At 71.5% G+C, this 13,543-nt stretch carries 14 protein-coding genes; 4 read left to right on the top strand and 10 right to left on the bottom strand.

The window, feature by feature from the left end; translation table 11 throughout:
- Positions 1-45 precede the first annotated feature (45 nt).
- Positions 46-267 carry a hypothetical protein gene (locus PCA76_RS11910; protein WP_053658556.1) on the bottom strand — a complete coding sequence of 74 codons (222 nt, stop codon included), beginning with the start codon at positions 265-267 and terminating at the stop codon, positions 46-48.
- Between the two features lie 140 nt (positions 268-407).
- Between PCA76_RS11910 and PCA76_RS11905 the strand changes: the two genes are divergently transcribed.
- Positions 408-1,148 carry a GNAT family N-acetyltransferase gene (locus tag PCA76_RS11905; protein ID WP_272617549.1) on the top strand — a complete coding sequence of 247 codons (741 nt, stop codon included), beginning with the start codon at positions 408-410 and terminating at the stop codon, positions 1,146-1,148.
- A 36-nt stretch (positions 1,149-1,184) separates the two neighbouring features.
- Here PCA76_RS11905 and PCA76_RS11900 read toward each other — a convergent pair whose 3' ends face one another.
- The 4 genes from PCA76_RS11900 to aspS form a co-directional block, all read right to left on the bottom strand.
- Entirely contained in the window at positions 1,185-2,471 is a 1,287-nt protein-coding gene (locus PCA76_RS11900) for an MFS transporter (protein ID WP_272617546.1), read from the bottom strand.
- A 115-nt stretch (positions 2,472-2,586) separates the two neighbouring features.
- Positions 2,587-3,186: an ArsR/SmtB family transcription factor gene (locus PCA76_RS11895; RefSeq protein ID WP_272617544.1), complete on the bottom strand. Its 600-nt coding sequence runs from the start codon at positions 3,184-3,186 to the stop codon at positions 2,587-2,589.
- Between the two features lie 84 nt (positions 3,187-3,270).
- Positions 3,271-4,083 carry a sugar nucleotide-binding protein gene (locus PCA76_RS11890; protein ID WP_272617542.1) on the bottom strand — a complete coding sequence of 271 codons (813 nt, stop codon included), beginning with the start codon at positions 4,081-4,083 and terminating at the stop codon, positions 3,271-3,273.
- Between the two features lie 100 nt (positions 4,084-4,183).
- Positions 4,184-5,989: an aspartate--tRNA ligase gene (aspS, locus tag PCA76_RS11885; RefSeq protein WP_272617539.1), complete on the bottom strand. Its 1,806-nt coding sequence runs from the start codon at positions 5,987-5,989 to the stop codon at positions 4,184-4,186.
- A gap of 155 nt (positions 5,990-6,144) precedes the next feature.
- Here aspS and PCA76_RS11880 point away from each other — a divergent pair, with 155 nt between their 5' ends.
- Together PCA76_RS11880 and PCA76_RS11875 are read left to right on the top strand one after the other, a co-directional pair.
- Positions 6,145-6,879: a DUF998 domain-containing protein gene (locus PCA76_RS11880; RefSeq protein ID WP_272617537.1), complete on the top strand. Its 735-nt coding sequence runs from the start codon at positions 6,145-6,147 to the stop codon at positions 6,877-6,879.
- 103 nt (positions 6,880-6,982) lie between these two features.
- Entirely contained in the window at positions 6,983-7,606 is a 624-nt protein-coding gene (locus PCA76_RS11875) for a DUF998 domain-containing protein (protein ID WP_272617535.1), read from the top strand.
- 156 nt (positions 7,607-7,762) lie between these two features.
- On the opposite strand, the gene PCA76_RS11870 is transcribed toward PCA76_RS11875, so the two are convergent.
- Together PCA76_RS11870 and PCA76_RS11865 are read right to left on the bottom strand one after the other, a co-directional pair.
- Complete coding sequence (locus tag PCA76_RS11870; RefSeq protein WP_272617533.1) at positions 7,763-8,809, bottom strand: S1 family peptidase; 1,047 nt, start codon at positions 8,807-8,809, stop codon at positions 7,763-7,765.
- A 289-nt stretch (positions 8,810-9,098) separates the two neighbouring features.
- Complete coding sequence (locus PCA76_RS11865) at positions 9,099-9,575, bottom strand: winged helix-turn-helix transcriptional regulator (protein WP_272617531.1); 477 nt, start codon at positions 9,573-9,575, stop codon at positions 9,099-9,101.
- A 55-nt stretch (positions 9,576-9,630) separates the two neighbouring features.
- Here PCA76_RS11865 and PCA76_RS11860 point away from each other — a divergent pair, with 55 nt between their 5' ends.
- The gene (locus PCA76_RS11860) at positions 9,631-10,137 is read left to right on the top strand and encodes a PaaI family thioesterase (protein WP_272617529.1); all 507 of its coding nucleotides are present in this window, start codon (positions 9,631-9,633) and stop codon (positions 10,135-10,137) included.
- A gap of 154 nt (positions 10,138-10,291) precedes the next feature.
- On the opposite strand, the gene PCA76_RS11855 is transcribed toward PCA76_RS11860, so the two are convergent.
- From PCA76_RS11855 to PCA76_RS11845, 3 genes are all read right to left on the bottom strand, one after another.
- Complete coding sequence (locus PCA76_RS11855; protein WP_272617527.1) at positions 10,292-11,227, bottom strand: acyl-ACP desaturase; 936 nt, start codon at positions 11,225-11,227, stop codon at positions 10,292-10,294.
- Positions 11,228-11,304: 77 nt separating this feature from the next.
- Positions 11,305-12,633: a histidine--tRNA ligase gene (hisS, locus tag PCA76_RS11850; protein WP_272617524.1), complete on the bottom strand. Its 1,329-nt coding sequence runs from the start codon at positions 12,631-12,633 to the stop codon at positions 11,305-11,307.
- Positions 12,634-12,704: 71 nt separating this feature from the next.
- The gene (locus tag PCA76_RS11845; RefSeq protein WP_272617523.1) at positions 12,705-13,421 is read right to left on the bottom strand and encodes an MBL fold metallo-hydrolase; all 717 of its coding nucleotides are present in this window, start codon (positions 13,419-13,421) and stop codon (positions 12,705-12,707) included.
- Positions 13,422-13,543 lie beyond the last annotated feature (122 nt).

Genomic DNA, 13,543 nt, shown 5'->3' with positions numbered 1-13,543 from the left:
ACGCCGGAATCGCGCCGCGGGCCCGCCACCGGTGATCGGTTCCGGTCAGCCGCGACCGGGGCGCCGGCCCCGGTACCAGCGGCCGCCGCCACCGCCGCCACCGCCGCGCGGGCCACTGCCCACGCCGGCCAGGTAGAGCGAGAGCAGGAGCAGTCCGATGAGCACGAGCGTGTTCCAGTTGAACAGGTCCGGTGCTCCGAAGTCCGTGTTGAGCAGGTCGAGCAGCAGAGCGAAGCCAAAGACGATGGCCGCGAGAATGGCGAGCATGTCGGTCCTCCGGTGGGGGTTCCCAGTAGGTCGGCGCGTGATGTACCCAATCGGTCGGCTCGCCAATCTCCACGGTGGATTTGGCATGCAAATCGTGGCCGGGCGCCGACGGTGCACCCCGGGCTCCTAGGCTGACCAGCATGATCGTCGACGACCAGGTGCTTGGGGACCGGACCGCTGTCCTGGCCGCCGTCGGCCACCACCCGTTCGCCCGGCACGCACTCGGTAGTCGCCCACCGGTGCGCGGTTACCGGCGCGACGGCGCCGTGCTGTGGGTGGTGCCGTCCGAGCACGGGCCGGCCGGCTGTGCGATCGGCCCGGCCGGGCCGGCGATCGAGGTCTGTGTCGCGTTGGTTGCGGACGGGGTGTTGCGCCCGGAGCAGCGGCTGCACCTACCCCGGCACGATCCCGCCCTGCTCGCGGGCCGACTGGCGGTGACCGGCCACGCTGACTGGGACTTCCACTGGACCGACACGCCACCACCGGCGCAGGCGGACGAGCAGCGGGTGGTACGACTCACCGAGGCCGACCATCCGGCGTTGGAGGCGCTGATCGACGAGGCGTTCCCGAGCACCACCTCCCGCCCGGGCGACCCACGGGTGGTGGACTGGTACGGCATCCGGGCCGGCGACCGGCTGGTGGCGTGCGGCGCGGACCGCAGCCAGGGTGACATCGGCTTCCTCGCCGGCCTGACCGTCGCACCCGACCAACAGGGTGTTGGGCTGGGCGCGTCCCTGACCGCCGGGATGACCCGGGCGCTGCTGGCGCGCCACGACACCGTGGGGCTCGGCGTCTATCCGAGCAATGTCGGTGCGGTGCGGCTCTACCGTCGGCTCGGTTTCACCAACAGCCTCTCCCTCAGCTCGTTCCGCCTCGCCTGAGACGTGGGGGCAGGCCCCTCAGCGAGGGGCCTGTCCTCATCGCTCGACGGCGGGTACGGGGACCGCGGTCGGTTCGATGGCAGGTGCGGGTGTGCGGCCGGCAAGCCAGGCGGGCAGGTAGAGCGGGGCGGCGACGGCCAGCACCACCCCGCCGACCACCATCGCGGTGCCGACGCTGGTGGCGGCGGCCAGCGCGGTAAGCACCACCCCGCCGAGCGCGCCGGCCGGCTGCGCCATCATCGAGTTGAGGGAGAGCACGCTGGTCCGGTACGGGCCGTCGACCTGCCGATGCAGCAGCCCACTGTGCAGCGGGTTCGACGCGCCGTGCACGGCGTAGCAGGCCAGGTACGCCACCAACACCCCGACCGGCCCGGCGAACAGCCCCATCCCGACCACCGTCACCCCCTGCAGGATGCGCAGCAGGGCCGCGCCCGGTGCGGCACCGAACCAGCGCAGCAGCAGCGGGGTCAGCGCCGCGCCGGCGGCCGAGGCGAGCCAGGCGGCCGAGTTGGCCGGTCCGAGCAGTGCCGCCGCACGTTCCGGATCGCCGATCACCTCGGCGAGCCGCACCGGCAGCAGCGACTCGAAGGTGACCATCCCGAAGCCCCAGAACAGCTCCACCGCCACCAGGGCCAGCAGCACCCGGGACCGGCGCAGCAGCCCGACCGCCTGGCCGATCATCCGGGGCGCCTGCACCACCGAGGCCCGTAGCGCCGCGAACCCGGTGGCCGGCCGCTCCTCCACCAGCAGCACGACAAGCGCGACGAGCGCCGCCGCCTGCGCGACGATGGCGGCCAGCACGGGCACGGTGAGCGCGCTGACCGGCCCCATCGGGCCGAGGGCGATGAGACCACCGCTGAGCAGCGCGCCACCGGCGATAGCGCCACCGATGACAGTGCCGCCGTACCCGAGGCCCTTCTCGTACTCGGCATCCGGGTCGGCGGCCAGGGTGGCATCGACGTACCAGGACTCCAGCGGGCCGCTGTCCAACGCCCGGTAGACCCCCTGCAACGCCCAGACCAGGAAGAACATCCAGAACGAGTCGGCCACCGCGAACAGCGCCAGCGAGGCGAGGTTGAGCGCTCCGGCGGCGAGCAGCACGGGTCGGCGACCGAGGGCGTCGGCGAGCCCGCCGGTGGGCAGCTCCAGCGCCAGCACCAGCAGCCCCTGCGCGGTGCCGACCAGGCCGATCTGTGGCAGCGTCAGGCCGCGCTCCTGCATGAGCAGGATCATCACCGGGATCAACAGTCCGGTGGGCAGCCAGCGCAGACCGTAGAGCGTGAGGTAGCGATTCCGGACCTGGCGTACGGTCAGCGCGCTCACTGCGTCTCCTCTGCTCGCGACTGCGGGGCTCGCAAACCCGGCTCACTCCTCGCACTCACAGAGCCACCTTCGGTTCGCGACTGCGGGGCTCGCAAACCCGGCTCACTCCTCGCGCTCACCACCGCTCGTCCAGACGCGGGAAGCCGGCCAGGAACACGTGCACGGGTTTGACGTCCGGGGCATCGGCCACGGCTTCGTCGCGGTAGCGCATCAGCACCGCCCACAGGTCGTCGCTGAGGGCACGTAGTCGGGCCGGGTCGAGCGGCAGCACCAGGTCACTCATCCCGACGGCGTCGCGCCAGGCCCGAGACTGGTGGTGTTCGACGGCCATCCAACGCTCGGCCAGGTCGCCCATCAGCCGCACCTGGTCGGCCTGGATCCACTGGACGGCGGCGCGGGCATCCGGGTCTTCGTCGAAGTCGGTGGGGTCGAAGTGACTCATGTCGTGCGCGGCCTGCCACCAGCGCTGCCGACCGGTGCCCCGGTCGGGATCCTCGGCCACGAGCCCCACCTCGGCGAGTTGCCGCAGGTGGTAGCTGGTCGCGCCGGTGTTGGTGCCCAACTTCTCGGCGAGGGCCGTGGCGGTCGCCGGGCCGTCGATACGCAGCGAGCCGAGCAGCCGCATCCGCAGTGGGTGGGCCAGCACGCGAACCTGCCGGCCGTCCAGATCGACGCGCCGTGGCTCGGTACGGCCGTCGGATGGGGGGTTCTCCATGGCTGCACACTATCTCTGCACACTTCCTATGCACAAGAGTTATGCATAGGAAGTGTGCGTCCACTGGAATGATGTTCGGCAGGCTCAGCGAGCCAGGAGTTCGCGTACCCCACGCAGCCGCGTGCGCAGCAGGCCAGCGGCGCGGGTGGAGTCCAGGCGTACGTCGCCGGGCCCGGCAACACCGGCGGCGGTGCTGGTCGTGGTCTTCAGGCCGGACGCGTCCAGGTCGAACCGTTCGGCGACCAGCAGGCCCAGCTCGGCGCGGCTGACCGCGTCCGGTCCGGCCACGTTGAGCGGGCCGGCGTACGCGCTGTGGACCAATTCCAGCACGGCGTCGGCCAGGTCGGTGACGTCGACCGGGCAGCGGATCTGGTCGGTGAACAGGGTGGCCCGGCCGGCGAGCGCCTCGCGGCAGAGCTGGATCTGCTTGCTGCCCTCCCCCAGGATCAGCGAGGTACGCACCAGTGCCGCGCCGGGGTCGACCGCCCGCACGGCGGTCTCCGCCGCTGCCTTCGCGGCCCCGTACGCGTTGATCGGAGTGGGCACGTCGTCGTCGAGGTAGGGCGACGGACGGCCGGCGTGCAGGGCGTCGCTGGACACGTGCACCAGCCGAGCGCCCACCTCGGCCGCGGCGACCGCCACGTACGCGGCCCCGTCGGCGGTGACCGTCCAGTCGTCGTACCGGTAGGGGGTGCTCACCACGGCGTCGGGGCGTACCTCGGCGACCAGCGCACGCACCGCGGCCCGGTCGGTCACGTCCAGTCGCCGCACGGCAACACCCGGCAGAGCGATCTCACCGGAGTGAACGGTCCCCACCACCGACAACCCGGCATCAACAGCCCGCCGAGAAACCTCCCGGCCCAGTAACCCGCTGCCCCCGACAACAAGCACCCGCATACCAGCCCACTCCCCCGCTGTTGATCAAGAGGTTTGCGTCATCTCGCGAGGCGATGATGACGCAAACCTCTTGATCAACCAAGCAGTGCGGGGGGTGCGGTCAGACCGGGTCGGCTACCGGGGCAGCTGGGCCGGCGGTGCCGGTGTGGGTGGTGGCCGAGGGCTTGGGCTTGGCGTCGATGCCGGCCTCGGTGCGCTGCTGGCCGGTGATCGGCGTCGGCGCGCCGGTCAGCGGATCGAAGCCACCCCGGGTCTTCGGGAAGGCGATGACCTCACGGATCGAGTCCGCGCCGGCGAGCAGCATGCAGACCCGGTCCCAGCCGAAGGCGATACCGCCGTGCGGCGGAGCGCCGTACTTGAACGCCTCCAGCAGGAAGCCGAACTTGTCCTGCGCCTCCTCCGGGGTGATGCCGAGCAGGTCGAAGACCCGCTTCTGCACGTCGCCCCGGTGGATACGGATCGACCCGCCGCCGATCTCGTTGCCGTTGCAGACGATGTCGTACGCGTACGCCAGCGCCCGGTCCGGGGCCTCCTCGAACCGGTCGACCCACTCCGAGTTGGGCGAGGTGAACGGGTGGTGCACCGCCGTCCAACCGCCCTCGTCCGTGCGCTCGAACATCGGCGCGTCGACCACCCAGCAGAACGCCCAGGCGCTCTCGTCGATCAGGCCGGACCGCTTGGCGATCTCGACGCGGGCCGCGCCGAGCAGCTCCTGCGCCTCCCGGGTGGTGCCGCTCGCGGCGAAGAACACCGCATCGCCCGGCTTCGCGCCGACCGCGTCGGCGAGCCCACCCAGGTGCTCGGCGGAGAGGTTCTTGGCCACCGGGCCGCGCGCCTCGCCGGTCTCGGCGTCCAGCACCACGTACGCCAGGCCGCGCGCGCCACGCGCCTTGGCCCAGTCCTGCCAGCCGTCCAGCTCCTTACGGCTCTGCGCCGCGCCGCCCGGCATCACGACCGCGCCGACGTAGCCGCCCGCGTCGATCGCCCCGGCGAAGACCCGGAACTCGGTGCCGCGCAGGTAGTCGGTCAGCTCGGTCAGCTCGACGCCGTAGCGCAGGTCCGGCTTGTCCGAGCCGTACCGGGCCATCGCGTCGTGCCAGGTGATCCGCGGGATCGGCGTGGCGATCTCGTGCCCAGCCAGGTCCTTCCAGAGCGCCGAGACGATCGCCTCGCCCAGGTCGATCACGTCGTCCTCGGTGACGAACGACATCTCGATGTCGAGCTGGGTGAACTCGGGCTGCCGGTCGGCGCGGAAGTCCTCGTCGCGGTAGCAGCGGGCGATCTGGTAATACCGCTCCATGCCGCCGACCATCAGCAGCTGCTTGAACAGCTGAGGCGACTGCGGCAGCGCGTACCAACTACCGGGCTGGAGTCGCACCGGGACCAGGAAGTCGCGGGCGCCCTCCGGCGTCGAGCGGGTCAGCGTCGGCGTCTCGATCTCCAGGAAGTCCCGCTCGTGCAGCACACCCCGGGCGAGGTGGCTGGCGCGCGAGCGCAGGCGCAGCGCGTTCGCCGGGCCGCTGCGGCGCAGGTCCAGGTAGCGGTACCGCAGCCGGAGGTCGTCACCGGCCTCGATCTGGTCGTCCACCGGCAGCGGCAGCGGGGCCGCCTCGGAGAGCACCTCCAGCTCGACGACGGTCACCTCGACCTCACCGGTGGGCAGCTCCGGGTTCTCGTTGCCGGCCGGCCGGCGGGTCACCTCGCCGACGACCTTCACGCAGAACTCGTTGCGCAGCGCGTGCGCGTCCTCTTCGCGGAACACCACCTGGACAACGCCGGAACCGTCGCGCAGGTCGACGAAGATGACGCCGCCGTGGTCGCGCCGGCGGGCCACCCACCCGGCGAGCGTCACCGTCGAGCCGGCGTCCGCGGCGCGCAGGCTTCCGGCATTGTGGGTACGGATCACAGCTGGCAACTCCTCATCGTGGAACAGTCCTCACCGGCATTCTGTCAGGGGTGGCCGCTCTGCCTCCGCGGCACCCGGCAGGCCGGTGCGATTCGCTGGTGGGGCGGTCCCGCGAACCCGACTCAGCCAGCAGCCATGCCGGTTAACGTGGCGAAATGCGCGCCGTACCGAACTGGGCCGTCGCCACGGCGGCGGCCGCGCCCGTGTTGCTGGTGGCCGGTTGGACGGTCGCGGAGTCCCGGCAGCCCGCCGGGTACGACCCGATCCGGGACACCATCAGCCAATTGGCCGGGCACGACGCCGCCGACGCCTGGATCATGGTCACCGCCCTGGTGCTGCTCGGCTGCTGCTACCTGGCGACCGCCGCTGTGCTGCACGCGGCCGGGCTGCCCAGCCGATTCATGCTCGCCGTGGGAGGCGTGGCCACCATCGCGCTGGTCGCGTTTCCCCGGCCGACGGTGGGCGGCTCGCTCAGCCACGGCATCGCGGCGACCGTGGCCGTCCTCGCCCTGGTGCTCTGGCCGGCCGGGTCGGCGCTGTGGCTGCCACGCGGCGCGGACGCCGTCCATCCGGACTCGCCGCAGCCGCCCTGGGCGTTCCGCCGGGGGGTGGGGCTCGGCGCGACGGCCGTGCTGCTCGCGCTCTTCGGCTGGTCCGCGTTCGAGGTGACCAGCGGATCCCGGACCGGGTTGGCCGAACGGGTGACGGCGGTGGCCGTATCACTCTGGCCTCTGTTGGCGGTGCTCTCGGCCCGGCGGGCGCACCTTGCGTGGGCCTCGGGTGGCACCACCTCCGTCGGTCCGGCTCTGCCGACGGTCGGCGTCGTACCTCCGGATCCGCTTGGACCGTCGCACGGGCCCACTCCTCGACGGCCCGATGGGCTGCCGTGACTCATCCTCCGACCTGGTCCGGCGGCCGCGACGTCGGCCCATCCGCCCGAACGCGAGGCGTCGGCCTGGGCAGTTCCTCCGGTCGCACCGCTACGATCGCCCGATGTCGATTGTTCCCCGCTGGGCCCTGCTGTCGGCTGGTGGCGCACCGCTGTTTCTCATCGGGGGCTGGACGCTGGCGCAGGCCGCCCAACCCGACGGGTTCGATCCGGTCCGGCAGACCATCAGCGCGCTTGCCGCCACGGATGCGGACCATCGATGGATCATGACGCTCGGGCTTGCCGGCCTGGGTTTCTGTCACCTGGTGACCGCGCTCGGTCTGGTCACTGCCGCGCCGACGGGTCGAGGGCTGCTCGCGCTGGGCGGGCTCGCCACCCTGGTGCTGGTCGCCTTCCCGCAACGTCCGGGGGGCTCGACGACACACGTCGTCGCCGCTGCTGTGGCGTTCGGTGCGTTGGCTGTCTGGCCGGCCCTGGCCGTGCCCCGTCGAGCGGCGCCACCCCTGGACCAGGGTCAGCGCGGTCCCGCACGCTGGACAGCGCTCGCGGCGGCGGCGGTCCTGCTCGGGCTGCTCGGCTGGTTCGCCGTCGAGTACTTCGCCGACGGAGCACGGATCGGGCTGACGGAGCGATTGTTGGCGGCCGGCGAGGCGGCCGTGCCGCTGGCCGCCGTGCTCGCCGCGCTGGCCTCTCAGCGGCGGCGACTGGAACCGTCCGGGCCCCGCTGACCGCCGTCGCGGGCACCGGATCGCGCGGCCCGGATCGCCGGGGTACGCCTGAGCCGGTCCCGTTCCGCACGGGGTTGCCGAGCATCGCGGTGCTCGTGTGCCAGCACAGCGAACGGGCCGCCGGAGGGTTCCGGCGGCCCGCAAGCGGTGACTGGATCAGAAGACGCTGACGCCGTAGCGGCTCAGTGCCTCGGTGACGGGCTGGAAGTAGGTCGTGCCACCGGTGCGGCAGTTGCCACTGCCGCCGGAGGTCATGCCCAGGGCGGTGCCGCCGGCGAAGAGCGAGCCGCCGCTGTCGCCCGGCTCGGCGCAGACGTTGGTGCGGATCAGGCCGGAGACCGAACCCTCGGCGTAGTTCACCGTGGCGTTGGTCGCGTTCACCGAGCCGCTGCGCAGGCCGGTGGTGCTGCCGGAGCGCTGCACCGCCTGACCGACCGAGGCGTTACCGGAGCCGGTGATGTCGCGGAAGCTGCCGTTGTAGAGGGAGACGTTGCCAGCGGCGTTGGCGGAGTTGCTGTGCCGCACGATGCCGTAGTCGTTGCCCGGGAAGCTGGTGCCGGTCCGGGTGCCGATCAGCGCGGTCTGGCCGGAGTTCGAGTACCAACTGGCCGAGATGTTGGTGCAGTGCCCGGCCGTCACGAAGTAGTAGGTGCTGCCGCTGCGCACGTTGAAGCCGAGCGAGCAGCGCCCGCCGCCACCGGCGTAGATGGCCTGGCCACCGGAGATCCGGGTGCTCAGCACGCCGGCCTCGGCCTCGACCCGGACCGCGCCGTTGGCACGGGCGGCGGCGGCCTTGACCCGCTCCAGCTTCGCTCCGGTGACGGTGCTGTCCACGGAGACGACGACCTGGTTGGTGACCGGGTCGCTCCACCAGGCGGTGCCTGGGATCTTGGCGGAGCGCTCCAGTTCGGCCGTGGCCCGGTTGAGCTCGGCGGCACCACGGGTGACGTAGCGAACGACGGCGCCGGCCTTGCTGGCCTTGCTGGCGGCGGCCGCGTCGGTCACCGTGACGACGGACTTGCCACTGGCATCGATGTACGAGCCAGCGGAGCGGTCGCCGAGCTGAGCGGAGAGGGCGGCGGCGGCATCGGGCGAGGCGGCGGGGGCGGCCTGGGCGGGTGCGCCGATGAGCGTACCGACGACCAAGCTTCCGGCCACGGCGACGGTGGCCGCGACGCGGAGTGAGGACCTCGTGGGTCGCATGTAACAAACCTCCAGGGCGGGGGAACGGGTCTCACCGGGGGGCGGCTGACCCGAGGGCAACCCGGCCGATCTGGGGAAACCGGCCGAATGAAGTGAAGTATCTACATACTTGAGATCATTCACAAGGCTTGGTTTCGCCCGGATTCACCGATCTTGGCCGGCCACATCGCCGCAACACCCCTGACACGCTGGCGAACAACGACCGTCACATCGAATCGACACCGGATCCAATTTGCATGAGCACGGTCATCGATGTCTCCATGGCGACGGGTGGCGAGGGTGCCGCGCGTCAGGGGGTACGGCGCCGGGCGCCGGGACCCGGGCGGGGCACCACGTCGCGCATCTGACCCACGTCGTGCCCGTCGGCACATCGCAGTTCGATGCCTACCGGAGCGCCACAGTCACGATGGGTGACGGTCAGCGGCGAGCCCTCCGGATCGGCAAGGTACCGGTCGCCCCAGCCGAGCACGGCAACCAGCACCGGCCACAGGTCCAGGCCCTTGGCCGTCAGCCGGTACTCGTGGCGCAACCGACTGCCGGGCTCCCGGTACGGCTCGCGACTCAGCACGCCCTGCTCCACCAGCGTGGACAGTCGGTTGGTCAACACCTGACGCGGAATGCCGGTGCGCACCCGCATGTCGTCGAAGCGGCGTACGCCGGTGAACACCTCGCGGAGCACCACCAGCGTCCAGCGCTCACCGAGGACGGCCATCGCGCGGGTGATGGTGCAGTTGTCCACCGACCAGTCCAGTGCCGAGGGTCCCATCCGACCAGGCTAGGTCTCATTGACAGACTCAGCAACCTACTGCCAGGCTGCATCCATGACGCAGACGCAGGAACCGGCGCGCAGCCGTACCTTCACCTGGGCGGACCCGGCGGCCAACGCCGCCCAGGTCGGCCGACGCAGCGGCATCGACATGCTCCGGGCGATGATCGCCGGCGAGCTGGCCGCGCCGCCGGTGATGCACCTCATCGACATGACCCGGATGGAGGCCGACGAGGGTCGGGTCGTCGTCGAGCTGACCCCGCAGGAGTTCCACTACAACCCGCTCGGCAGCGTCCACGGTGGCGTCCTCTCGACGCTGCTGGACACCGCCGCGGGGTGCGCCGTGCACACCACGCTGCCGGCCGGCGTCGGCTACACCTCGCTGGACCTCAACGTGAAGTTCCTCCGCCCGGTCACGATCGACAGCGGCACGCTGCGCTGCGAGGGCACGGTGCTGCAACGCGGCCGGCGTACGGCCCTGGCCGAGGCCCGCATCACCGACGCGAGCGCCCGCCTGATAGCCCACGCAACCAGCACCTGCCTACTCCTCCCCCAACCCTGACCCCCACCCACCCCACCCCCACCCCCACCCCTTTGGGTTGATCAAGAGGTTTGCGTCAGGAAACAGGCTTCCGATGACCGAAACCTCTTGATCAACGCGGGAGAGGGGTGGGCCTGGGGCGGGGCAGGGTGGGTGGGGGGACTGGGGTTGGGGTTTAGCGGAGGGCTAGGCGGGCGGCTCGGGCGTCGCGCTTCTCCTCGAAGCGGCTTGCGGCGCGCTCCAGGTTTTCCAGCTGAGCGGCCAGCTGCTCGCGGGCGGCTTCGCCGTCGGCGTTGAGGCCGGTCACGTTGAAGACGTCCCACTGGCGCAGCACCGGCTGGAGCACGTCGTCGCGGTGCTGGCGCAGGTCGTAGATGCCGGCCAGGGCGATCGCCACGGACTTGCGGGCGAAGCCCTCGATGCCGCTGCCGGGCATCTGGAAGTCGGCCACCACGTCGGCGACGGCCCGCATGGCCTGACTCGGGGCCAGCTCGAACGAGGCGGCGAGCAGGTTGCGGTAGAAGACCATGTGCAGGTTCTCGTCGGCGGCCACCCGGGCCAGCAGCGCCTCGCAGGCGGGGTCGCCGGTGGCCTTGCCGGTGTTGCGGTGCGAGATCCGGGTGGCCAACTCCTGGAACGAGACGTACGCCAGTGAGTGCAGCACCTCGTCGCCGTGGGCGTTGGTGTAGCCCTCCGACATGTGCGTCATCCGGGCCCGCTCCAGCGCCACCGGGTCGACCGCGCGGCTGACGGTCAGGTAGTCGCGGATCGCGACACCGTGCCGGCCCTCCTCCGCGGTCCACCGGTGCACCCAGGTGCCCCACGCGCCGTCCCGGCCGAACAGGGTGGCGATCTCGTGGTGGTACGAGGGCAGGTTGTCCTCGGTCAGCAGGTTCACGATCAGCGCGGTGCGGGCCACGTCGGGGATGGTGGAGTCGGTCGGAGACCACGCCTCGCCACCGAGCGGCCCGTCGAAGGTGCGCCCCTCGCTCCACGGCACGTACTCGTGCGGGAACCACTCCTTGGCCAGCGTGAGGTGGCGGTCGAGGTTGCGGGCAACCACCGGCTCCAACTCGACGAGGAGTGCGGTCTGGCTCAGTGTGGTGCTCATGATCACGAGAGGCTCCCTACGGTGGCGTAACTTACGCTACCGTAGGTCCCCGAGGCCATGTGCGCCAGTCGTGAGACTCAGCTGACTACCGGCTTAAGGTCCTGCCGGGGTGGCATCCACTCCCCCGCAACGGCCGTGACCTGCTCACCCGAGCGGATGTCCTTCACCTCGTCCGGCGCTCCGTCGGCACCCGGGAACCAGACGTACGGGATGCCGCGGCGCTCGGCATAGCGGATCTGCTTGCCGAACTTCGCCGCGCTCGGCGACACCTCGGTCGGCACCGCGCGCCGCCGCAGCGCCTCGGCCACCCGGTTGCTGGCCGTGCGCTGCTCCTCGCTGGTCACCGCGACGAGCACGGCGGTCGGCACCTCACGGGAGACCGACAGATCCCCCGCGCCGAAGAGCAGCCCGAGCAGCCGGGTCACCCCGATCGAGATGCCCACCCCCGGGTAGGAGACAGCGCCGGCGGTGGCCAGGTTGTCGTACCGGCCGCCGGAGCAGACCGAGCCGAACCGCTCGTAGCCCTGCAGCTGGGTCTCGTAGACGGTGCCGGTGTAGTAATCGAGGCCGCGGGCGATCCGCAGGTCGGCCACGCAGAGTCCGGGCGAGTGCTCGGCGGCGGTCTCCACCACCCGGACCAGCTCCTCGATGCCCTCGTCGAGCAGCGGGTCGCTCACCCCGAGCGCCCGGACGGCGTCGGCGAACGAGGCGTCCGGAGCGGAGATCTCCGCCAACGCGAGGCACGCCTTCGCCTGCGCCTCGCTCGCCCCGGTGGTCTGGGCCAGCAGCTCAGCCACCTTCACCGGGCCGATCTTGTCGAGCTTGTCCACGGCGCGCAGCGCCGCCTCCGGGTCGGTCAGCCCGATACCCCGGTAGAAGCCCTCGCAGATCTTGCGGTTGTTGACCTGGATCGTCACCGGCGGGATCGGCAGCGAGCGCAGCGCGTCCCCGATGACGAGGGGCATCTCCGCCTCGTGGTGCGGAGCCAGGGTATCCCGGTCGACGATGTCGATGTCGGCCTGGACGAACTCCCGGTAGCGGCCCTCCTGCGGCCGTTCACCCCGCCACACCTTCTGGATCTGGTAGCGGCGGAACGGGAACGCCAGCTTGCCGGCGTTCTCCAGCACGTACCGGGCGAACGGCACGGTCAGGTCGAAGTGCAGGCCGAGCTGGTCGTCACCGCCCGACCCCTCGGCGTCGGCGTGCAGCCGCCGGATCACGTAGACCTCCTTCGAGGTCTCGCCCTTGCGCAGCAGCTGGTCCAGCGGCTCCACGGCGCGGGTCTCCAGCGGCGCGAAGCCGTACAGCTCGAAGGTGGCCCGGATCTTGTCGAGCACGAACTGCTCGATCATCCGCTGGCCGGGGGTCCACTCCGGGAAACCGGAGATGGGCGTGGGCTTGCTCATCGGCGTACTCCTTGCGGTTCCGCGCCCGCGGCGCGGTGGTGTCGTGGGTCCGCGCGCGGCGCGGAGAAGGTCTAGAGGCCCCGGGTGGGAGCAGGTCGGCCGCCGCCGACCTGTGCCACCTCGATGAGGTACGGGTTGCTGGCACGCTCACGGCCAATGGTGGTGCTGGGGCCATGGCCGGGTAGCACAACGGTGTCGTCGGCCAGCGGGAGGATCTTGTCGCGCAGGCTGGTGAGCATGGCCGGCATGCTCCCGCCCGGCAGGTCGGTGCGGCCGATCGACCCGGCGAAGAGGACGTCACCGGAGAGGCACAGCTCGTCAGCCTCCCAGCCCGACCCGGCGCCCGGCAGTCGGAACAGCACCGACCCGCCGGTATGGCCCGGGGCATGGTCCACGGCGATCTCCAGGCCGGCGAGCGTGAGGGTGGCGCCGTCGGTCAGCTCGGCCACGTCCTCCGGCTCGGTGTAGCTCAGCCGACCGCCGAAGAGCGACGTCAGGTCGGCCGAGAGGCCCTTGGACGGGTCGGCCAGCATCTCCCGGTCACCCGGGTGCACGTAGGCGGTGATGCCGCGCGCATCGCAGACCGGCGCGACCGAGAAGGTGTGGTCGAGGTGGCCGTGGGTGAGCAGCACGGCGGCCGGATGCAGGCGGTGCTCGGCGAGCAGCGCGTCGAGCTGGTCGAGCACCCCGATGCCGGGGTCGACCACCACGCACTGCTCCCCCGGCGCGGTGGCAACCACGTAACAGTTGGTGCCGAAGGCGTCTGCGGGAAAGCCGGCCACGAGCACGGGCGCTGTCCTTTCCGTCGAGCACTGTCGTCCTACCCAGCAGCCTAACGGGCAGGCCGAGCGAGTTCGCCGCGTCCGTCCCTCGCACCCCGTGGGGCACAGTGACAACGCCCGATAAGCGC

This window comes from Micromonospora sp. LH3U1, from assembly GCF_028475105.1.
Lineage (GTDB): Bacteria > Actinomycetota > Actinomycetes > Mycobacteriales > Micromonosporaceae > Micromonospora.
This window is presented reverse-complemented; position numbering and strand designations above follow the sequence as displayed.